The organism is Micromonospora sp. NPDC047644 (assembly GCF_040704315.1).
Lineage (GTDB): Bacteria > Actinomycetota > Actinomycetes > Mycobacteriales > Micromonosporaceae > Micromonospora.
In genome coordinates this window covers 139372-160510 of record NZ_JBEYSY010000008.1, presented here as the reverse complement: position 1 = coordinate 160510, position 21139 = coordinate 139372, and the positions used below count along the sequence as shown (strand labels likewise).

Annotated in this window: 18 protein-coding genes; 9 read left to right on the top strand and 9 right to left on the bottom strand. The window is 70.9% G+C overall.

The window, feature by feature from the left end:
• Positions 1-2 precede the first annotated feature (2 nt).
• Entirely contained in the window at positions 3-830 is an 828-nt protein-coding gene (locus tag AB0877_RS15270) for a GNAT family N-acetyltransferase (RefSeq protein ID WP_366609194.1), read from the top strand.
• Between the two features lie 16 nt (positions 831-846).
• Here AB0877_RS15270 and AB0877_RS15265 read toward each other — a convergent pair whose 3' ends face one another.
• Positions 847-1857 carry an aldo/keto reductase gene (locus tag AB0877_RS15265; RefSeq protein WP_366609193.1) on the bottom strand — a complete coding sequence of 337 codons (1011 nt, stop codon included), beginning with the start codon at positions 1855-1857 and terminating at the stop codon, positions 847-849.
• 113 nt (positions 1858-1970) lie between these two features.
• On the opposite strand from AB0877_RS15265, the gene AB0877_RS15260 reads away from it, so the two are divergent.
• Both AB0877_RS15260 and AB0877_RS15255 read left to right on the top strand, forming a co-directional pair.
• Positions 1971-2579, top strand: a complete 609-nt coding sequence (locus tag AB0877_RS15260) for a TetR/AcrR family transcriptional regulator (protein WP_366609192.1) — start codon at positions 1971-1973, stop codon at positions 2577-2579.
• 183 nt (positions 2580-2762) lie between these two features.
• Positions 2763-5600 (top strand): BTAD domain-containing putative transcriptional regulator, encoded by a 2838-nt coding sequence (locus AB0877_RS15255; protein ID WP_366609413.1) that lies wholly within the window; start codon positions 2763-2765, stop codon positions 5598-5600.
• Between the two features lie 57 nt (positions 5601-5657).
• On the opposite strand, the gene AB0877_RS15250 is transcribed toward AB0877_RS15255, so the two are convergent.
• From AB0877_RS15250 to AB0877_RS15230, 5 genes are all read right to left on the bottom strand, one after another.
• Positions 5658-6500, bottom strand: a complete 843-nt coding sequence (locus tag AB0877_RS15250; RefSeq protein ID WP_366609191.1) for a BTAD domain-containing putative transcriptional regulator — start codon at positions 6498-6500, stop codon at positions 5658-5660.
• 310 nt (positions 6501-6810) lie between these two features.
• Complete coding sequence (locus tag AB0877_RS15245) at positions 6811-7440, bottom strand: VOC family protein (RefSeq protein ID WP_366609190.1); 630 nt, start codon at positions 7438-7440, stop codon at positions 6811-6813.
• A gap of 63 nt (positions 7441-7503) precedes the next feature.
• Positions 7504-8694 carry an MFS transporter gene (locus AB0877_RS15240; protein WP_366609189.1) on the bottom strand — a complete coding sequence of 397 codons (1191 nt, stop codon included), beginning with the start codon at positions 8692-8694 and terminating at the stop codon, positions 7504-7506.
• 239 nt (positions 8695-8933) lie between these two features.
• Positions 8934-9818, bottom strand: coding sequence for a pyridoxal-phosphate dependent enzyme (locus tag AB0877_RS15235; RefSeq protein ID WP_366609188.1), 885 nt, complete (start codon positions 9816-9818; stop codon positions 8934-8936).
• A gap of 8 nt (positions 9819-9826) precedes the next feature.
• Entirely contained in the window at positions 9827-10363 is a 537-nt protein-coding gene (locus AB0877_RS15230) for a hypothetical protein (protein WP_366609186.1), read from the bottom strand.
• Positions 10364-10635: 272 nt separating this feature from the next.
• Between AB0877_RS15230 and AB0877_RS15225 the strand changes: the two genes are divergently transcribed.
• From AB0877_RS15225 to AB0877_RS15215, 3 genes are read left to right on the top strand one after another with little or no spacing between them, the layout of a single operon-like run.
• Positions 10636-11046 (top strand): STAS domain-containing protein, encoded by a 411-nt coding sequence (locus AB0877_RS15225; protein WP_366609184.1) that lies wholly within the window; start codon positions 10636-10638, stop codon positions 11044-11046.
• A 34-nt stretch (positions 11047-11080) separates the two neighbouring features.
• Positions 11081-12295, top strand: coding sequence for a hypothetical protein (locus tag AB0877_RS15220; RefSeq protein WP_366609183.1), 1215 nt, complete (start codon positions 11081-11083; stop codon positions 12293-12295).
• Entirely contained in the window at positions 12288-12860 is a 573-nt protein-coding gene (locus AB0877_RS15215; RefSeq protein ID WP_366609181.1) for a hemerythrin domain-containing protein, read from the top strand. The genes AB0877_RS15220 and AB0877_RS15215 overlap by 8 nt, the downstream gene beginning before the upstream one ends.
• Before the next feature lie 89 nt (positions 12861-12949).
• Here AB0877_RS15215 and AB0877_RS15210 read toward each other — a convergent pair whose 3' ends face one another.
• Positions 12950-13663 carry a GAF and ANTAR domain-containing protein gene (locus tag AB0877_RS15210; RefSeq protein WP_366609180.1) on the bottom strand — a complete coding sequence of 238 codons (714 nt, stop codon included), beginning with the start codon at positions 13661-13663 and terminating at the stop codon, positions 12950-12952.
• A gap of 229 nt (positions 13664-13892) precedes the next feature.
• On the opposite strand from AB0877_RS15210, the gene AB0877_RS15205 reads away from it, so the two are divergent.
• Positions 13893-14603 (top strand): DNA alkylation repair protein, encoded by a 711-nt coding sequence (locus AB0877_RS15205; RefSeq protein WP_366609178.1) that lies wholly within the window; start codon positions 13893-13895, stop codon positions 14601-14603.
• Here the strand turns inward: AB0877_RS15205 and AB0877_RS15200 are convergent.
• A complete protein-coding gene (locus AB0877_RS15200) occupies positions 14600-16879 on the bottom strand; it encodes an LLM class flavin-dependent oxidoreductase (RefSeq protein ID WP_366609177.1) in 2280 nt (759 codons plus the stop codon). The genes AB0877_RS15205 and AB0877_RS15200 overlap by 4 nt on opposite strands.
• Positions 16880-17200: 321 nt before the next feature.
• On the opposite strand from AB0877_RS15200, the gene AB0877_RS15195 reads away from it, so the two are divergent.
• Both AB0877_RS15195 and AB0877_RS15190 read left to right on the top strand, forming a co-directional pair.
• Positions 17201-18136, top strand: a complete 936-nt coding sequence (locus AB0877_RS15195) for a hypothetical protein (protein WP_366609176.1) — start codon at positions 17201-17203, stop codon at positions 18134-18136.
• 174 nt (positions 18137-18310) lie between these two features.
• Positions 18311-20032, top strand: a complete 1722-nt coding sequence (locus tag AB0877_RS15190) for a cellulose binding domain-containing protein (protein WP_366609175.1) — start codon at positions 18311-18313, stop codon at positions 20030-20032.
• A gap of 94 nt (positions 20033-20126) precedes the next feature.
• Here the strand turns inward: AB0877_RS15190 and AB0877_RS15185 are convergent, their stop codons facing one another.
• Positions 20127-21113 carry a LacI family DNA-binding transcriptional regulator gene (locus AB0877_RS15185; RefSeq protein ID WP_366609174.1) on the bottom strand — a complete coding sequence of 329 codons (987 nt, stop codon included), beginning with the start codon at positions 21111-21113 and terminating at the stop codon, positions 20127-20129.
• Positions 21114-21139: the final 26 nt, after the last annotated feature.

Genomic DNA, 21139 nt, shown 5'->3' with positions numbered 1-21139 from the left:
CGATGACCGCGCCAGCCGACCTGACCCCGCTCGCCGAAGCCGTGGAGTGCGAATTCATGCACTCCTACGAGTCGCAGGCGCCCGGGCCCGCGTACACCGATCTCGGGATCGCGACCACCCGCATCGGCGGCGGTGTCGTTCTCGCCATGCGCAACGATCCCTCCGGCGGGTACTGGAACAAGGCCCTCGGCTTCGGCACCGCCGAGCCGTTCACGGCGCAGACCCTGGATCGTGTCCTCGACTTCTACCGGGAGCAGGGCGTCGACCAGGCAGTCCTTCAGCTCGTTCCGTCGGTGCTGCCGGCGGGCTTCGACGAGGTCGCCGCGGCGCGCGGGCTCGAGCCGGGGAGCACCTGGGTGAAGCTCGCCGCCCGACCCGGCGACGTCGCCGCGGCGCAGACCCGTCTGCGCGTTGCCCCGGTGCCGGCCGCCGAGGCGCGGCCCTGGGCCGACGTGCTCCTCACCGGGTTCGGCATGCCGACCGGTGGGCTCACCGACATGCTGGCCGCGACGGTCGGCCAGCCGGCGTGGCGACCCTATGCGGCCTGGTACGACGGCGAGCTGGTCGCGGGCGGCAACCTGTTCCTGCACGGCGAGGCCGCGTCGCTCAACGCCGCCGCGACCGCCTCCGGTCACCGCGGCCTCGGAGCGCAGTCGGCGCTGATCGCCGCCCGTGCCCGAGCCGCAGCCGAGGCGGGATGCCGGTGGCTGTTCGCCGAGACCGGCAAGCCCGCGCCCGGTCAGCAGAACCCGTCGCTGAACAACATGCGCCGGGCCGGGCTGGTGCCGCTCTACGAACGCCGCAACTGGGTCTGGCGAGCAGCTTCCTGAGCCCGCTCCCCCGCCGTCACTTCTCGCTGTCGAGCAGGCCCATCATGGCGGTCGCGTACCGCTGGCCGGATGCTGCGCCGGCCGGTACAGCCCGCTCGATCTCGTCCACCGCGTCCTGGTCGAGCACCACGTCGACGGCGGCCAGCGACTCGGTCAGCCGGTCCCGCCGCCGCGCCCCGACCAACGGGACGATGTCTTCGCCCTGCGCCGCGACCCAGGCGATCGCCACCTGACCGGTGCTCACCCCGAGCCGCTGTGCGACCCGGCCGAGCGCGTCCACCAGGCGGAGGTTGGCGGCCAGGTTCTCGCCCTGGAAGCGCGGGCTGTTCGCCCGGAAGTCGGTTCCGGTCAGCTCACGCTCCGCCGACCAGTGGCCGCTGAGCAGACCTCGGGACAGTACCCCGTAGGCGGTCAACCCGATGCCCAGCTCGCGCAGCGCCGGCAGGATGGCGGCCTCCGGGCCTCGGGAGAGCAGCGAGTACTCGATCTGGACGTCGCTGATCGGTGCCACTGCCGCGGCCCGGCGGATGCTGTCGGCGCCCACCTCGGAGAGCCCGATGTGCCGGATGTAGCCGGCCTGCTGCATCTCCAGCAGCGCACCGACGGTCTCCTCGACCGGGACCTGCGGGTTCAGTCGCGACGGCCGGTAGATGTCGATGTGGTCGGTGCCCAGCCGTCGCAGCGAGTACGCCAACCGGTCCTTCACCGCCGCCGCCGACACGTCGTACGGCGCCGCCTGGAAGCCGCCGTCGGGTGTCCGACGTGCGCCGAACTTCACGCTGAGCACCACCTCGTCCCGGCGACGCTCGCGCAGCACCCGGCCGATCAGCATCTCGTTGTGACCCGAGCCGTAGAAGTCGGCGGTGTCGACCAGGTTCACTCCGGCGTCGAGCGCGGCATGCAGCGTCGCGACGCTCTCCGCCTCGTCGGCCGGCCCGTACAGGTCGGACATGCCCATCGCGCCGAGCCCGATGATCGACACCTCCGGTCCGGAGGCACCCAACCGTCGCCGTCGTAGACCCGTCATGTCCCTCGTCTCCTTCGGTCGTCGTCGGTGCTGGTGGCGTCCAGGCACCGCTGTGTACGCTGTGTCCATATAATCAGCAAGTAGACAGTGTGTCCATATAACCGGGAGGACCAGTGGCCGAGCTCACGCCGGAGGCCCAGCCGCCAGCACGCCGTGGTCGGGGCCGCCGGCCCACCGATCAGGTACGAGCGGAGATCCTGACGGCCGCCGGTGAGCTCCTGCTGGCCGAGAGCATGGCCGGGTTCACCATCGAGAAGGTCGCCGCTCTCGCCGGGGCCAGCCGGATGACGATCTACAAGTGGTGGCCCTCCAAGGGCGCGCTCGCCCTGGACGGCTACTTCACTGTCGTCGCGCCCACGCTGGCGTTCCCCGACACCGGCGACATCGTGGCCGACCTGACCGACCAACTGGTCGCCTTCGTCCATCTGGTGCGCGACACCACCGCCGGACGGGTCATCAGCCAACTCATCGGGCAGGCGCAGACCGACCCGGAACTGGCCGCCGCCTACCGCGAGCGCTACTCCGCCCCCCGCCGGGCCCTCGCCGTCGAGACCCTCACCCGGGCCATGACCCGGAGGCAGCTACGCGCCGACATCGACCCCGAATCCGTCGTCGACCAACTCTGGGGCGCGTGCTACCACCGGCTCCTCATCGGCGACCTGCCGCTCACCGAGGACTTCGCCCGCACCCTGGTCGACAACCTCATCCGCGGACTGCGCTGACCGGCAACCGGCCAGCGCACATCGGCCACGGACCGACCAGGCCGCGCCGGCGACGGACCGACCGGGCCGCACCGGCGACCACCCGACCAAACATGAAGATCATGTTCAATCGGTGCTAACGTCATCGATCGATGCTCAAGCGATCGTCAGTCTCGCCCGGCCGGCACCCAACCTGAGGTGAGGATGCCCCTCCGCTTCGACCTGCTCGGGCCGCTGACAGTGTCACGGGACGGCCGGCCGGTCCCCCTCGGATCGACGAAACAGCAGCTGGTGCTGGCCGCTCTGCTGCTACGCCCGGGTGAGGCGATCTCCGCCAACGAGCTGATGACGATGGTGTGGGGCGACCAGCCCCCCGCCTCGGCCGCCGCGAACCTGCGCACCTACCTGCGAGGGCTGCGCCAGGCACTCGACTGCGCCGCGGACGAGCGCCGCCGGATCCTCACCACACCCGGCGGCTACCTGCTTCGCGTCGAGCCGGACGAGCGGGACGTGGACCGGTTCGACGCGGCGGCGGCGCGCGGACGGGCCGCGTTGACCGCCGGCGACCCGGCGGCGGCACAGCCGGAGCTGGCCCGCGCGCTCGGCATCTGGCGGGGGTCGGCCTTCGCCGGGCTGCCACTGCCCCGGCTCCTCACCGGCCGGGTCGCGCGGATCACCGAGCGGCGGCTGCTGACCGAGGAGGACCACGCCGCAGCACGGCTCGCGCTCGGCGAGGCCGCCCAGGTGATCCCCCGGCTGCGGGCACTACTCGACCGTCACCCACTGCGGCAACGGGCCTGGTCCCAACTCATGACCGGCCTCTACCAGATCGGCGACATCTCCGGCGCGCTGGCCGCCTTCCAGCAGGCCAGACGCGCGCTGGCCGAGGAGACCGGGATGGACCCCGGCCCCGAGCTGACCCGGTTGCACGACGACATCCTGCACCACCGCCTCAGCCAGCAGACCGTGACGGCCGGGCCGGTGGACGACGCGTCGGCCGGAGCGGCACCGGGCCGCCCTCAGCAACTGCCACTGGCCCTGCCCGGCTTTGTCGGGCGCAGCGCCGAACTCGACCTCCTCGACGCGACCCTCGGCGGCCGAGCCGTACGGCAAGCCACTGTGGACATCGTCACCATCAGCGGTATGGCCGGCGTGGGCAAGACGACGCTCGCGCTGCACTGGGCCCACCGGGCCGCCGACCGCTTTCCCGACGGCCAGTTGTACGTCAACCTCCGAGGCTACGACGACGGGGACGCGGTGTCCCCCGCCGACGCCCTGGTCGACTTCCTCGAGGCGCTCGGCGTACCTGTCGGCCGGATCCCCAGCAGCGTCGACGCTCGGGCCGGGCTGTACCGCAGCCTGCTCGCCTCGCGTCGGATGCTCGTCGTCCTCGACAACTCGCGCGACGCCGACCAGGTGCGCCCGCTGCTGCCCGGAGTGGGCCGGTGCGCGGTCCTGGTGACCAGCCGCGACCAGCTCAGCAGCCTCGCCGTGGCCGAGGGCGCCCGACCGTTGACGCTGGAGGTGCTGACCGCCGCCGAGTCGACGCGGCTGCTCCGCAGCCGACTCGGTGACGCCCGGGTGGCGGCGGAATTGGCGGCGACCAGCGAGGTGATCGAGTCGACCGGGCGGCTCCCGCTCGCGCTGTCCATCGTGGCGGCCCGGCTGACCGCCCGGTCCACCTTCCCGATCGACGCCGTCGCGGCGCAACTCCGCCAGTCCGAGTCCCGCCTTGAGCAACTGGCCGACGGGGACGTCCGCCGGATCTTCTCCTGGTCGTACCGGGCGCTGAGCGTCGAGGCGGCCCGCCTGCTGCGCCTGCTGGGCCTGCACCCGGGCCCCGACCTGACCGGAGACGCCGCCGCCGCGCTGCTCGGCCGCGCCCGGGCGGCGGTCACCCCGCTGCTGAAGGAGCTGACCCGGCTGCACCTGCTGACCGAGCACCTACCCGAGCGGTACGCCCTGCACGACCTGCTCCGGTCGTACGCCGCCGAACTGGCCCAGGCATCCGACCTGGCCGATGAGCGCCAGGTCGCCGCGCGCCGGATGTACGACCACTACCTGCACAGCGCGCACCCCGGCGCGGTGCTGCTCCAGCCGACCTGGACACCCATCGAGGTGGAACCACCGATGCCGGCGAACGTGCACGTGCCGATGCCCGATCGGGTCGTCGCGGCGGCCTGGTTCCACGCCGAGCACCCCGTCCTGCTGCGGGTGCTGCGTCAGGCCGCGGAGACCGGCTTCGAGCGGTACGCCTGCCAGCTCGCCTGGGCCCTGGCCGCGTACCTCGCGCCCAGAGGCATGTTCCAGGAGCAGCTCGCGGCCCAGCAGGCGGCGCTCGCGGCGGCGCAGCGGATCGGCGACGTCCGGGCGCAGGCGCAGGCCAGCCGGATGCTGGCCCGCGCGCTCATGCGGCTCGGCGACCAGCACGCGGCCGAGCACCACGTACAGCGGGCACTGGAACTGTACGAACAGCTTGAGGACCTGGACAGCCTGGCGCTGATCCTGCGCCAGTACACCGAGCACTGCACCCAGTACGGCCGGCTGGACGAGGCGCTCAAGCACAGCGCCGAGGCGCTGCGCGTCTCGCAGCTCATCGGCAACCGGTACGCCGAGGCGCGCGCGCTGAACGTCAAGGGTTACCTGCACGCGCTGACCGGTGACTACCAGCAGGCCGTCGTCGACTGCGCCGAGGCGCTGTCCCAACAGGAGGCGATCGACGATCGCGTCGGGCAGGCCGCGACGCTGGACAGTCTGGGCTTCGCGTACCACCGGCTCGGTGACCCGGCCAGAGCCGCGCTCTGCTACGAGCAGTCCGTCCAACGCTTCCAGGAGTCGGCCAACCGGTATCACGAGGGGCTGACCCTCGTCCGGCTCGGCGAGGCGCGCGAGGCGATGGCGGACCCGCCGGCCGCCGCCGAGGCATGGCAACGGGCCATCCGGATCTACGACGACCTGGGCCACCCCGCCGCGGACGTGGTGCGGCAACTGCTGGTACGCGTCGCGCCCGGCCACTGCGCCCCGGTGACCCCGCCCGAGTGAGACGCCCGGCTACAGCGGCCGGAGACGGTGTCGACCGGCCCCCGCCCCTGCGCGTGGTCAGCGCCTCGGCCGACAGGTGCGGGTGGCCGTGGACGGCCCCGGGCGGGTCCTCCGGAAAAACGGCCCGGCACCGACGGCCGGGCCGAGGTCGCCCCGCAACATCGAGGTGTACGCGGCGAACAACGCCGAGGTCGGCTCGACGCCCAACTCGGTCGCCAGGCGGGTACGGAAGGCCCCGAACACGTCCATCGCCTCGCCCTGCCTGCCGGTCTGGTACAGGGCGGTCATCAGCATGATCGCCAGCCGTTCCCGCAGCGGATACTCCGTCTGCAACGCGGTGAGCGCGGGGATCGCCCGGCGGCAGTCGCCCAGCCGCAGGCGCAGTTCCAGCCGGTGTTCCAGGCAGACGATGCGGCGCTCGAGCAGGTGCTGTCGACGGCTCTCGGCGTACGGGCCGGTCAGGCCCGCCAATGGTTCGCCCGCCCAACTCTGCTCGGCCTTCGCCAGGAGCGCCGCGGCACCGGTGAGGTCACCGGCCGCCTCGGCCACGGCGGCCCGTTCCATCGCCTCGTCGAAGTCCGCGACGTCGGTGCGGGCCGATCCGAGACGCAGCCGGTAGCCGATCCGGGAACTGTCGATCGCGGGGTCGTCGGGGCCTCCGCACGCCGCCTGAAGCGTGCGTCGCAGGCGATAGATGTACGGCGGGATCAGCTTGACGCCGGTCGCCGGGATCTGGCCGCCCCAGACGCCCTGCAGGATCGACGCCGGTGTGACCACACGGTCCGCGTTGAACAGCAGGATCGCGAAGACCGCCTGTTGCCGGACGGGCCCGAGGTCCAGCCACTCTCTGCCGACCTCGGCGTGCAGCGGGCCGAGGGCGAGAAACCGTACCCGCGTCACGGCATCGCACCGCCCGCACCAGGACTCGTCATCGAGGTCTCCTCCCTACCGGCGGCCGGGGAACCGCGCACAGGCGACGAGGCACGGCATGCCCGGGTCAGCTCTGAATCCGGCGGTGCCGCTTGAATCGAAGATCATCGCGTCCGGGGGAATGGTACGGCGCTCGGCGTACAACTCGCGTACATCGCCTGTACGAACAGCGCGCACGGGTGGCGTCGCGCGCTCAGTAAGCGGAGACGGTGCTGCCGGCGAGGCATCAGGTGACTCACCGGCAGCACGTCGATCAGCAGGTCCCACGCGTGGGCGTAGCTCACTCGGGCGGCTTCGCCCCCGACTGCTCGCTGACCATGTACGCCGCGTACCAGTCGGGCCAGTTGTCGTCATGCTCGCCCGTACGTTTCTCGTGTTCGCCGTGCGCGGCGGCCGCGCGCCGCAGCGCGCTCGCCAGGTCGCTCGTGGAGCCGAACGACGTCAGGCCGCCCTCGATGCGCCCGGGAAGCCTGGTGGTGATCTCCTGCATGAGCCAGGTGTTCCCGTCCGGGTCACGCAGCGTGGCACGCGAGAAGTAGCTGCGCCGCTGCGGATCCGGCCCGTCGACCGGTCCGTCCGGGCTGACGTGGAAGACGTCACCGACCTCGACACCGGCGGCGACGAGGGTGTCGTGGGCCGCCTCGATGTCGGACACGATCAGGTACGCCATGGCCGAGCCGGGTGCCGCCGGCGTGAGCCCGGGGCCGAACTGCACGGAACACGCGGAGCCGTGCGGAGTCAGTTGGACGATGCCGGGCGGCGTCTGGTCGAGCCGCCATCCGAGCCGCTCGTAGAACGCCTTCGCCCGGTCGACATCCGACACCGGAATGACGATCACCTCGAGCTTGACGTCGAGGCCCTCGATGCGCGACGTCGCACCCGCGTCCGCCTGGTCAACCTTCGGGCTCATCCCCCGCTCCCTTCCTGATCATCACGCTACTGGTCTCGTTACTGCTCGACCCGCTCTCCGGCATCACCCCGGTGCCGTCCGGGTGGCCCTGCGCACCCCCAACAGGGCGACCACGGCGAGGAGGACGACGGCGACCGAATACTCGTCGGCGGTCCTCGGCAGGCCGCCGGCGTAGACCACGAGGAAGCCGGCGATCACCGTGGGGAGACCGAAGCCGACGTAGCAGACGACGTAGAGCACCGACAGCACGCTGGCACGTTGGTGAGCCTCGACCAGCGGCATGACCGTCTTGAGGCTGCCCTGGAAGCCGCTGCCGAAGCCGATGCCCCCGAGCGCGAGGCCGACGAAGAAACCCGGGACGGACTTCGCCATGACCGACACCAACGTGACGACCATGCCCAGGATGAGCGCGGTGATCCCGGTCAGGATCACGGTCCGCGCGGCGGTGTTGCGCTGGATCAGCACGGCTGCCGACCCGAAGACGGCGAAGACGAAGAGGACGAGACCGCCGATCACGATGGACGTGCTCATGAGACTGCGGACGAGCGCTGGGCCGAGCGCGCCGAAGAACCCGGCCAGTGCCCAGATCGCGAAGAGCACCGGCACCACGACCAGGACCGGCTTGCGCACCGGACGGGGCAGAGCGATGTCCGGCCGGAGGCTGCGGCGGGCCCCGCCCATCGGGCTCACCGTCTCCGGCATCAGCGCGACTCCGACGGCCTGGATCAGCAGGATGACGAGCAGCACGACGTACACCAGTCGCGTCGGCGCGGGCAGGAACTGGATGAGCAACGCCGAGAGCAGGGCGCCGCTTCCGGTTCCGATACCGGGGGCGAGAGAGTTCGCCAGCGTGCCCCGGGCCCGGTCGATGTCGAGCATGGCGGCGCCCACGGCGCCGGTGGCGGCCCCGGCCGCCAGCCCCTGCACGAGTCGGGCGACCAGCAGGGACAGTACGCCGTTGGCGAAGATGAAGACGACAAGCGCGAGCATCTGCACCGCGATCGCGACGCCCAGCACCGGCCGCCGACCGACGTGGTCGGACAACTTGCCGAAGGTGAGCAGCGACGCGAGCACCGCGAGGGCGTAGACGGCGAACACAATCGTCGTGGTGACCGGCGAGAAGTGCCAGCGTTCCTGGTACGTGGCGTAGAGCGGGGTCGGAGCCGCCGATGCGGCCAGGAACGACACGAGGATGGACGCCAGCAGCACCAGGGAGACCGTCGGCGTGAGTCGGGCCCGCCCGGCGATTGGCATGTCGGTGCTCCTCGGCTGCGTTCAGAGCGGTCAGCCTGCGCGTTCCGCCGGCCCCCGGGGCCACGGCGGCGTACCCGTTCGGCGCCGACACATGCCCACGGCTCAGCCCTTGGTGTCCTGGCCGGCCCCGGGAAGGCTCGCCATGCCACGTGCCAGCGCGTCCCTGAAGTCGCGGTACCGGTCGGGGCCGAGGGTGTCGGCGAGGTTCTGCTCGATCTGGTGCGTACCCGGCCAGCGCCCTACAGCTCGGGGTGGCCGAAGAGCCCCGGCAGCCCGCCGCTGTGCAGAAAGACGACCCGGTCGCCGCGCGGGAAGCTGCCCGCCAGCAGTGCCGCCATCGCCCGACCGGTGTACGTCGGGTCCAGGAAGACCCCTTCCGTACGCGCGGTCACCTCCAGCGCGTCGCGAACGGCGGCGGTCAGCGTGCGGTAACCCGCACCCACCTGGGTGCCGTCGATCCGCAGCTCCGCGGGCTCCACCTCCCCGACGAGCAGCCCGGCGACCGTCGCCCGCGGGTCCGGCACAGCGCCGACGTCCACGCCGACGACCCGCCGCGCGCCCAACTCCCGCACCAGGCCGGCCATCGTCCCGCCGGAGCCGAGCGCCGTCACGACCTCGACACCGTCGGCGTCCGGCAACTGGGCCCGCAGCTCCCGACCGCAGTCCACATAACCCTGTACCGACGCGGGAGAGGTGCCGCCGAACGGAATGACGTACGCCGAGCGTCGCTTGCCCTCGGCCGCCGCCACCTCGGCGGGCGGACGGTCTCCGCTCCAGACGATCTCCGCGCCCGCGAGCCCGTCGAGCAGCAGGTTTCCCCGCCTGGTCTCCGGCGGCGGGCCGGCGAGCACCAGCACACAGGAGAGGCCGAGCCGCGCGGCCGCGGCCGCCGTGAGCCGGGCGTGGTTGCTCTGCGGCGCCCCCGAGGTGATGACAGTGGAGGCGCCGTCGGCCATCGCCTGCGCGCAGGTGTACTGGAGCTTGCGGCTCTTGTTGCCACCCCCACCGAGGCCGCTGAGATCGTCGCGCTTGAACCAGAGCTCGGCCAGCCCCAGCCGGGCGGCGAGCCGGGGCGCGGCCTCCAGCGGCGTCGGCCAGGTACCGAGGGGAACGGGTGTGATCATCCGTTCAGCTAAGCACTTCGTGCCCAGGCCGCCCGGGGCAGCGGTCCGACGTCTGAGTGACGACCGGGACGGAGCGCCGCGTGCCGCTGCCCGGGACCCGCCCCGTCGCGGGCGGCGAGCGCGTCGGCCACAGCTCCGGTGGCAAACGCGTAGATGGCTTTGTGCAACACGTCGATGGCGAGCTCGGAGCGGGGCCAGGTGAACGGCGGCGCCCCCACGCCGGTGGCGTTCTCCAGGATCTGGTCGTTGCTCAGGCGCAGCGCGGTGAACATCGTCGACGCCCACACGCCCCGCAAGCCCGTCTGCGCCATGACGCTGCGTAGCACGCCGACCAGCACGCCCTGGCCGTAGTGCATTGCCAGGTTCTGCCACCGGGGCGGCTGACCGGAGGATTCCGGCAGGCCGGTCAGCCGCCCCAGAACCTGGGCCGGAACATAGGAGTCGGGCCGACCGGTCACCCGCTGTTCGATCTTCTCCGCAGCCGTCATCACCGCTGCCCCGGCCAGACCCGCCACCAGTCCCTGCCACACCGCTCGCTTCAGCATGTGCGGGCCCTACCCCCCGGGCGCTCCCCTACACCCCAACATGCCGCTGGCCCACGGGTTGTCGTCCGGCAGCGCCGGGTTGGTTTGAGCCCCGACCCCCCGGGTAGGGTCCTTGTCGGGTCAAGACACGCGCCCTCCAGTGGTCACCTCGCCGCGGCACGCACGCGGCGGGCGGCCACCCTCGTCGAGGGCGGAGGCATCGTGTGACCGACCAGGACCCCCCATTCCGGTCTTCAGGACCCAACTCGCGGTACGGCCCGCACCGGCCGATCATGTCGCTGTCGGTGAGCCATGACGGCGCCGCCAGCCAGATCAGGGTCGTCGGCGAGATCGACATGAGCAACGCCCACCTGCTCACCGAGCTGGTGCAGGTTCTCTGCCGCACGCCCACCCCACTGGTTGTCGTGGACCTCGCGGCGGTCCGCTTCCTCGGCGCGCACGCCGTCAGCGCCCTGCTCCACGCCGCTCACCTGGTCGCCCAGGCCGGCGGACGGCTGACGCTTCGCGACCCCTCGCCGTTCGCCCTCCGGGTGCTCGACGTGGCCGGCGTGCTGGGGCACCTCCACCTCTACGGCACATCCACACCGACCGGTGCTCGCCTCCGCGGAGTGGTCCCACCCCTGCCCCGCCGTGCCGCACCGCCGCGTCAGCCACTCGGCCCGTCCGTCGCCGCCCAACCGTAGGCGGCGCGGCCACCGTCCCCCGACAAGGAGAGACATGTTCAATCCGTTGGACCACAAAGGAATTCCACTCGAGGACCAGATCCGCAACTGGCGTGAACTGAACGTCGAGCCGATCGATCCGGAGGCGGTCGACCCCTACACCCGATGCCGGATCATCACGATGAACGGCATCGAGGTCGAGGCGATCAATTTCCAGCACCAGTTCGCCCGGAACTGCCCTGACCAGGAGGTCCGCCGACAGCTCGCATACGTCCGATACCTGGAGAGCCAGCAACAGCGGGTCGTGAACTGGCTGCTCCCCGGCGTCGCCAGTGTGCTGGAGACGACTCTCGGCTACGAGCAGGTGGCCGTCGACCTCACCGCCTGGGTGGCCCGCCACGAACCCGACCCCTACCTCAAGCAGGCGTACGAGTTCGGCGTACTGGAGGACTTCGACCACCTGTACCGCTACGCCAATCTCTACGAGATGGTCGAGCGGCGCAAGGCGGAGAAGATTGTCGACGGGCTCACCGAGGTCATGCCCGGCCGACCGACGGTCCAGGAGCACCGGCATCCCTTCGACGAGGTCCGCACCCCGTACGACCGCAACTCGGTCGACCCGCGCTCGAAGCTGCACGCGTTGACGATCCTGTCGGCCGAGCAGCAGGTGATGTTCTACTACATGAACGTCGGCCCGCAGTACATGGAGCCGATCGCGCGCCAGCTCTACCAGGAGATCAGCCTGATCGAGCAGGAGCACGTCACCCACTACGAGTCACTGCTGGACCCGGGCGAGAACTGGTGGGAGCGGCTGCTCACCCACGAGTACAACGAGTGCTGGCTCTACTACTCCTTCCTCCAGCAGGAGAGCGACCCCCGGATCAAGGCGGTCTGGGAGCTGCACCTGCAGATGGAGCTGGCTCACCTCCAGCAGGCCGCCGACCTGCTCCGTCGGCACGACGGCCGGGAGCCGGAGGAGATCGTCGGCAGTGTCGGCCTTCCCGAGCCGCTGACCTTCGAGCCCAACAAGGACTACCTGCGTCACCTGTTGGCCACCCAGATCGACCTGACGAAACTCGGCGAGGGCTACGTCCGCGAGGCACACGAACGCTTCGAGTGGATGCAGCAGCAACTGCACGACGGTCAGCAGCCGCCGAGCGAACAGGTCATCGACATGCACCGGGAACGCTTCGGTGACGAGTACCGCATCGAGACCGAGGGCCCGCACCCCGTCGAGACGCTGCGCGCCAAGGGAGGCAGCCATGCCTGACACCGACACCTCGCCGCCGCAGGAGGATGTGGTCGACCTGCTGCTCGCCCAGCACGCCGAGATCGAGCAGCTCTTCCTGCTGGTCATCGGCGGCACCGGCGACACCCGACGTGACGCCTTCGACGACCTGGTCAAGCTCCTCGCCGCCCACGAGACCGCGGAGGAGGAGGTCATCCACCCGCTCGCCCGGACGCTGCCCGGCGGGGGCGGCGACGCCATGGTCGACGACCGCCTCGACGAGGAGCGGCAGGCCAAGGAGACCCTGCAAACCCTGATCAAGGGTGGCGTGGACGCCGACGGCTTCGACACCGGCATCGTCCTGCTGCGCGACGCCGTGCTCCGCCACGCCCGGCACGAGGAACGCTACGAGTTTCCCCAGCTCCGCCAGCACGTTCCGGTCGACCGGCTGCGCAGCCTCGCCACGGCCGTGCGGGTGGCCGAGGCGTCCGCGCCGACGCGGCCCCATCCCAGCGCCCAGTCCGCGAAGGGCAACCTGACCGCCGGCCCGGTACTGGCGGTCATCGACCGGGTACGTGACGCGGTGCGCAAGCCCTCGCAGAGCTGACTGACGTCAGCCGTTCCGCGATCTGTCGACAGGGTCGCCCGCCTCGCGCGGGTGGCCCTGTCGACGAGCGGCCACCAGGCAGGGCGCAGTCACCGCTTGGTCCTGCCCTCCGCCTGGGCGACCAGGGACTCCGCGACCTCGCGCACCTTCCGGTTGGTGTCCTGAGAGATCTTCGACAGCAGCGAGAACGCCTCCTCGGACGAGCACCGCCGGCTCCCCATGATGATCCCTTTGGCCTGCTCGATCACCGCCCGGTTGCGCATCGCCTCCTGCATCTGGGCCGCCAGCGTGGCGGCGTTCTCGTACAGGTGCGCGTTGGCCAGCGCCACCGCCGCGTACGCGCCGAAACCCTCCGCGCTGGTGATCGAGGACGGGTCGAATGCGTTCACCGACTCGCTGTAGACGTTCAACGCGCCGACCACCGATGCCTGGACCGGAAGCCCGATGGAGAGAGAACTCCCCACCCCGGCGGCGCGAGCCCTCTCCGCCCATAGCGGCCAGCGTTCCTCGGTCGCCATGTCCGGCACCGAAATGGTGTCACCGCTGGCGGAGGCATCCAGGCAGGGACCCCGGTGCTCCTCGTACTGCCACTCGTCCAACTGACGGGCCAGCTCGCCGGTGAACGCCCCGGTCCAGCCGACCCGACCCCGAACCAGCGTGACAGTCACCTCTCTCGTCCCGGCAATGCTCGCCTTGGCGAGCTCGGCGATCCGGAGCAGCATGTCGTCGAGGCTGACCTCGTCGAATCTGACCCGGCCCAGCTCGGCCAACGCGTCCGCGGGATCCATCGTCGGCTGCGTCATCGGCTCAAGGCCCTTCTCGGTCGGCGTCCGCCGGAGTGACAGTTCCGGCACGGCCCGCAGGGGGCGTCGGCAGTCCTGGTCCTACCCCTCGGGTCGCCCACTCACACCCGGGCGAGGCGTGCTGGCCAGCCCCCACACCGGGCAGCTCACGCGGCTCACGGCCGCGGCTGCCGGGCCGGTGTGCGGACGTCCACGCGATGCCGGCCGGCCCCGGGTAGCGTGGGCGGTCATGGTCACCAGCGCCGACGTGCGTCGGGAACTCGCCCGCCTCGCCGACCCCCGTCGCGCGGAGGCATCGAGCCGGTTCCTCCAGATGGTTCCCGGCGGGTACGGCGAGGGCGATCGGGCCCTCGGTGTCTCCGTGCCCGACCAACGCAAGCTGGTTGCCCGGTTCTGGCGCGACCTGTCGCTGGCCGAGACGACGAAGCTGCTCACCGAGGGCGCGCACGAGGAACGGTTGACCTCGCTGCTCATCCTGGTGCGCAAGTTCGCCAAGGGCGACGAACAGGAACGGGGTCAGATCTTCGGCACCGTCCTGGCCAACACCAGCAGCATCGACAACTGGGACCTGGTGGACTCGTCCGCGCCGTACATCGTCGGCCCCTGGCTGATCCACAGGGACCGGGACGTCCTGGACCGGTTGGCCGAGTCCAGCCTCGTGTGGGAACGGCGCACCGCCATCATGGCGACCTTCGCCTTCATCAAGGCCGGCGACTTCGAGTGGACCTTCCGACTCGGCGACCGGCTCCTGCACGACCCGCACGACCTCGTGCGCAAGGCGGTGGGCTGGATGCTGCGCGAGGTCGGCAACCGGGACAGAGCGGCGGAGGAGGACTTCCTCGCCCGCCGCTACCGGGTGATGCCACGGGTGATGCTGCGGTACGCGATCGAGAAGTTCGAACCGCAGCGTCGCCGCGAGTACCTGTCCGGCAACCTCTAGCCGATTGCCTCGGCCGGTGGGATGGGGAAGTTCCGGTTGAAGACGTTGTCCGGGTCGTAGCTGGCCTTGATGGCACGCAGGCGGCCGAGGGTGGGCTCGGGCCAGGCATCCAGCAGTCGAGCCGGATCGGTGTCGCTCTCGAAGCTGAGATACAGGCCGTCGAGGTGCGGGTACAGCTCGGCCCACAGCTTGTCGAGCTGAGGCCGGCGCTCCCCGACGGTGGCGGCGAGCACCGAGAAGTTCTGCTGCCGGTGCGGGTAGGCGGTCGCGTCGCTGGCGACGTCGTTGACCGCCCCACCGACGGACCGCACCTGCACGATCATCACGTCACCGGAATGGATCATGTGGTCCATGAGGTCGGCCACCTGCGGCGTGACGTGGTGCAACAGACCGCTGCGGGTGTCCTCCAGCCCCTGCCCCCGATGCTGGTTGCCCGGCGGCACGACGATCGCCGGGTACGGCACGAGCTGCGCCTGCTGGTCGAGGATCGGCCCGATCTCCAGGAACGGACTCAGGGCGGACTGCGCCGCCTCGACATCGTCACCGGCGTAGACGAGGGTCACCTGGGCAGCCGGTGGGTTGCCACGGCGGCCGGGAAAGAGGGAGAGGAAACTCGTCAACTCCCGGGGCGCGTCCTCGACCAACCGGCCCCACCGGAGCAGCAGTCCGGCCGTGTCGGTCGCGTCCGCGACAAGGTGCGCGTAGACGACGTTGTCGACCTCGTACGCCTCCAGCTCGAGCGCGGTGACCACACCGAAGTTCCCGCCGGCGCCCCGGACGGCCCAGAACAGGTCGGGGTGGTGCTCGTCGTCGACGCGGAGCAGACGGCCGTCCGCGGTGACGATCTCCGCGGCCACGACATGGTCGATGGTCAGGCCGTACCTGCGCGCCAGGTATCCGACGCCGCCGGTGGTGGCGAGACCACCGACGCCCACGTCTCCGTAGTCGCCTGAGCTCACGGCCAGGCCGTGCGGGGCGAGCGCCTGAGCCACGTCTCCCCACCGGGCACCCGGTTCCAGCCGCACCCGACGGGTCGCCCGGTCGAGCACCTGGACCCTGTTCATCCTCGACATGTCGATGACGACTCCCCCGTCGTTCGTCGACCGGCCGCTGATGCCGTGCCCGCCGCTGCGTACCGACAGGGGGACGTCCTGCGTCCGGGCGTACGACACGGCGTCGACCACCTCGGCGGCGTTCCGCGGACGGATCACCAGGGCCGGCGACCCGTGCCGGCTGTAGGTGTGGCGCACCCGCTCGTACTCCGTGTCACCGGGCTCGACGGAGTTGCTGACCAGCGACGGGGGCAGCGCGTCGTAGTCGAGAGCGGGGTGCCGCTGGGCCAGCGCGACGGTTGTGCGGACCGGCGCACCGCCGACCTCGGCGCCGGTGCGCTCCCTGGCCACCGCCTCCCGCAGCGCGGGGGCGATCTCCTGCCCGAGGGTCTGGATGAGGCGCGGGTCGTCACGGCCGATCAGGAAGGTGCTGAACCCCTCCTCGACGACCAGCGGAAGGAGCTGGTCGACCCACTGCGCGACAGGACCCTGGAGGAAGCCGCGGCTACGCGACGAGACGTCGACGGTGAACAGGTTGAGCAGCCGCCGGATCTCCCGGGGCTCGCGGCCCGCGGCGATGGCCGCCTCGTCGATGAGCCGGTTGGCGGTCACCCGGTCCGGGGACCGCAGGTATTCCAGCGTCGGCAGCCAGCCGTTGGCCTTCTGTCCGGTCAGGGCCAGCATCTTCGGCTGGTACGCGCCGAGCCAGATATCGATGTCATGGGCCGGCTTCGGGCCGCGCCGCATGCCGGGTACGGGGTAGTACTCCCCGGTCAGCCGCAGCGGGCCGGCGGCCGTGTCGTCCCAGACACCGCGCAGGACATCGATCGCCTCCCGCAGAGCCGTGACCCCCTGCCTCGGGGTCAGCCGACGAGCTCCCATCCCCTCGATCCCGTCCCAGAACGCTCCCGCGCCGAGGCCCAGTTCGAATCGGCCGTGCGACAACCGGTCCAGGCTCGCCGCGGCCCGGGCCAGCACGGCCGGCGGGCGCAACGGCAGGCTGAGGACGTTCCCCGAGATCCGGAGCCGCTGTGTGCGGGCGGCGACCCAACTGAGCAGCGTCCAGGTGTCGAGGAACTCCGCGTTGTAGGGGTGGTCCTGGAAGGTGACCAGGTCCAGCCCTGCGGCCTCGGCCTGCTCGGCCAGCGCCACCACCCGGTCCGGGTCGTGCACGCTGGGCGTCAAAAACGCCCCAAACCGGAGTTCGTGTCCGTAGTCCGACATCGCTTCACCATCCACGCAATCGTTTGATCAATCCATCATATTTTCTACCTATCGTTTGTCAGACAACTTATCTCTGCTGCCGATCATTCCTCGGGTTGCCGAGCTGCTTGACATTCTCGCCATGCTGAAGTGGAAAGGTCGCCCCCGCCCTCGGGCCGGGCGCGGTCTGGCCCGGAGTCGCGCTCGCGGAGGCACAAGCCGGATAGCCAGCACCGCCCCGGGTCCGCCCGCCGCCCGCGCCGTCGGCACTCCCCCCTGCGAGGGAGTGCCTTCCCCTGCCAGCGGGTCCCACCCACCCTGGGACGCCGGCAGGATCGGTCCATGACGACATCGACACGGATCGCCGGGAGGACCGTCCACGGCCTGACGTACGCGGTGCTCGGCTGGGCCGTGGCATACGGGGGCGTGCGTCTGGCCTGGACGGTCGGCGAGGCGCCGGAGTTCGGGCGGCTCGGGCTGGACCTGCTCGGCTTCACCGGCTGGTGGTCGGTGGCGTTGTGCGCGGCCGCGGGCGGGTTGGCGGTTGCCCTGGACCAGGTGGCGACCTGGCGGCCAGCACTTGCGGGGCTCGCCTGGGCCGTCGCTGGAGCGCTGGTCGCGGCGGCCGCGATCCTGCTGCCGGAGCTGGTGGGCTTCCTGCTGTTCACCGTCGGCCCGTTCTTCGACCCGTTGGCGTTCGTCAGCCGGCTCGCCTGTGTCACCGGAGCGGTGCTGCTCGCCCTGGCCACGGGGCGCTATCAGCGGCGCACCCGGGGCGACTGCCCGGCCTGCTGCCGGACGGTCCGACCGGGTACGCGGCGCTCAGCACCCGCACGGTGGGCGCGCTGGGCCGCGTGGGTCGCCGTGGGCGGTCTCGTGACCCGCTTCGCGGCCCAGTTCGTGGTGGGGTTCGACAGCGTCGACCAGAGCGCCTCCCTGCTCGGGTTGGAGATCGGCCTGGTGCTGGCCGGAGTGCTGCTGCCGCTGGCACTGGCGCATCAGTGGGGCGAGGTCTGGCCGTGGTGGGTTCCACTGCTCGCCGGACGGACAGTCCCTCGCCTTGTGCTCCTGGTGCCCGGCTTCGGGCTCGGCGCGGGCATCGTGGCCTACTTCGGGATGGGCATGGTGCAGGTGACGACGGGCTCGCCCAGCGAGTTCTCCGACGCGTTCCTGTGGGTGGCGATGTCGGCGTACCTCGTCATCGGGTTGGGTCTGCTCGTCGCGTCCACCGACTATCACCTGCGCACTCGCAGCCCGTGCGGCGCCTGCGGCCGCTGATGTGGCCGCCGACCCCGGACGGATTGCATTGACAGGAATCGTTGGACGAATTAACTTTCTGCATCAAGCGTCTGGGAGCGCTCCCAACCACCCACCGTCCGACCATCGCTCACACTCGCCACCGACGAGCCCTCCCGAGGCATGGATGCCACCACCAGTTCAGGAGGAGTCTCAGTGAGAAGAAGCAGAAGAGCGACGAACGTCGCCCTGGTGTCGGCCGGCGCCGTCCTGCTGGCGTCGGCCGGGGTCGCGGTGGCGGTGCCGGCGGGAGCCGCAGCCGCCGGCTGCCGGGTGAACTACAGCGTGTCGTCACAGTGGCAGGGTGGATTCGGCGCGAACGTCACCATCACCAATCTCGGTGACGCGGTGACGAGTTGGACGCTGACCTGGAACTACAACGCCGGCCAGACCGTCACCCAGGCCTGGAACACGACACTGACGCAGAGCGGCACCGCGGTCACCGCCAGGAACGTCAGCTACAACGGGGCCATCCCGACCAACGGGACGGTGTCGTTCGGCTTCAACGGATCCTGGACCGGCAGCAACCCCGATCCCACCATCTTCGCGTTGAACGGGGTGGGCTGCACCGGTGGCACCGAGCCGACCCCGCCGCCGACGACCCCGCCGCCGACGACTCCGCCGCCGACCGACCCACCGCCCCCCACCGGGCCGGCGGACATCACTGTGAACAACGCGACCAGGTACCAGACCGTCGACGGGTTCGGGGCCGCACAGTCGATCTGGGGTAGCGCCTGGTCGACGACGGACACCCAGACGCTGGTCGGGATGGGTGCCAACCAGTTGGGGCTGTCGATCGTGCGGACCGGGTTGTCGCCAGAGTCCAGCGAGTGGGCGACGCACGTGAACTCGTTGAAGACGGCGAAGTCGTACGGGTCGAACGTGAAGATCCTCGCCTCACCGTGGACCGCGCCGGCGGCGTGGAAGACCAACAACAGCCGGGTCAACGGCGGCAAGCTGAGGACCGACTACTACGACGACTACGCCAACCACCTCAACAGCTACGTGCAGTACATGCGTGGCCAGGGCGTTCCCATCGACGTCACCTCGGTGCAGAACGAGCCCGACTGGCACCCGGACTACGACTCGATGGACTGGAGCGGCACCGAGCTGCGCACCTTCGTCCGCGACCAGGGCACGAAGGTGCAGAACACCAAGCTGATGGTCGCCGAGGCGGTGAACATGAACTACAACTTCACCGACCCGACCCTGAACGACGCGACCGCCCGCAACAACATCGGCTACATCGGTGGGCACCTCTACGGCACCGAGGAGTCCGGCCGGCTGCGGCCGTACTCGCTGGCCCAGCAGCACAACAAGCCGGTGTGGATGACCGAGTGGAACCTGCACGCCGCCGACGGTGGCGGCTCCAACATCTGGGGCAACCCGGCCAACGCGGCGGTCTGGAACGAGACTCTGGACGACATCATGCGCACCGTGCACAAGTCGATGGAGGCCAACTGGAACGCCTACATCTGGTGGTACGGCAAGCGCTACTACTCCTTCATCGGCGACGGCGAGTCGGCGTTCGGCACCGTCGCGGGCGCACCCCTCAAGCGCGGGTACGCCTTCTCGCAGTACGCGAAGTACGTGCGCCCCGGCTACCAGCGGGTCGCCCTGACGAAGAGCTCGAAGGCCTCCCCGCTGGAGGTGACCGCCTACCAGGGTGACGGGAAGATCACCCTGGTGATCCTCAACCGCTCCAACAGCGCGGTCAACAACGCCGTGATCCAGGCCCCGCAGAACGTGACCCGGGCCGAGCACTACCTCACCTCGCAGAACGCCAACGCGGCCAGCCAGCCCACCAGCGTCAACGGCGGCCAGGCCACCATCAACGTCGGCGCCCGCAGCATCTCCACCCTCGTCTTCACCCTCTGAACACCTCGATCACCCGAAGCACCACGTACGTCGCGGGAGCCCCGGCCACCGGCTGGGGCTCCCGCCCGTCGCCGCGGTTCGGACCGTCGGCTGGTCAGGTGGCTGTCGGCGACGCCGTGCTCTGCCGCACCACGAGCTTGGGGACGACCAGCGGCAGGCGGTGCGGCACCGTGTCGTCGATGGCCTGGGTGACGGCGGTGATGGCCCGCCGACCGACCGCGTCGAAGTCCTGCTGGATCGTCGTCAGCGGCGGGATGAGGTAGGGCGCCTCGGGGACGTCGTCGAATCCGACGACGGAGATCTCGTGCGGCACCCGCCGTCCACGCTCGTGCAGCGCGCGCAGCACACCGATGGCCATCTGGTCGTTGGCGGCGAACACCGCCGTGGCCCCGGGCATCTCGTCGACCCGCAGCCCGGCGAGGTAGCCGCTGTGCGCTCTCCAGTCACCCTCGACCGGCTCCGGCGGGCGTAGGCCCGCCGCACTCATCGCCTGACGCCAGCCTTCGAGTCGGGCACGGGCCTCCGCCCAGTTGAGCGGACCGCTCACGTGCACGATCTCCCGGTGTCCGAGGTCGAGAAGGTGCTCGGTGGCCATCCGGGCGCCGAGCACCTGGTCGACGCCGACGGTCACGCTGGCCCGGGACACGTCGCCCTCCACGACGACGAACGGGACGCTCGATCGCGTCATCCGCACCACCTCGAGGGCCTCGTCGTTGCCGGCGATCATCACGACGCCCTCCACGCCGACGCGCATGAGGTGTTCGGTGGCGTCGCTGAGCGCCCGTACCGTCACCTCGGACAGGCTCACCGAGGTGGCGAAGTAACCGGCCGCCCGGGCCGCGTCCTCGACGCTGCGATGGATGCTCGTCGGACCGAACAACGTCCTGGCCGTGCCGATGATGCCGATCATCCCGGACCGCCCCCGAACCAACGCGCGGGCCGCCGTGTTGGGGCGGTAGTCGAGCCGTCGGATCGCTTCCAGGACCCGTTCCCGGGTCTCGCGCCTGATGCTGGGCGCGCCGTTGATGACCCGGGACACCGTCTGGTGTGACACGCCCGCCAGGCGAGCGACGTCAGCCATGACCGGTGGCCGGTCGGCCGCCGTCA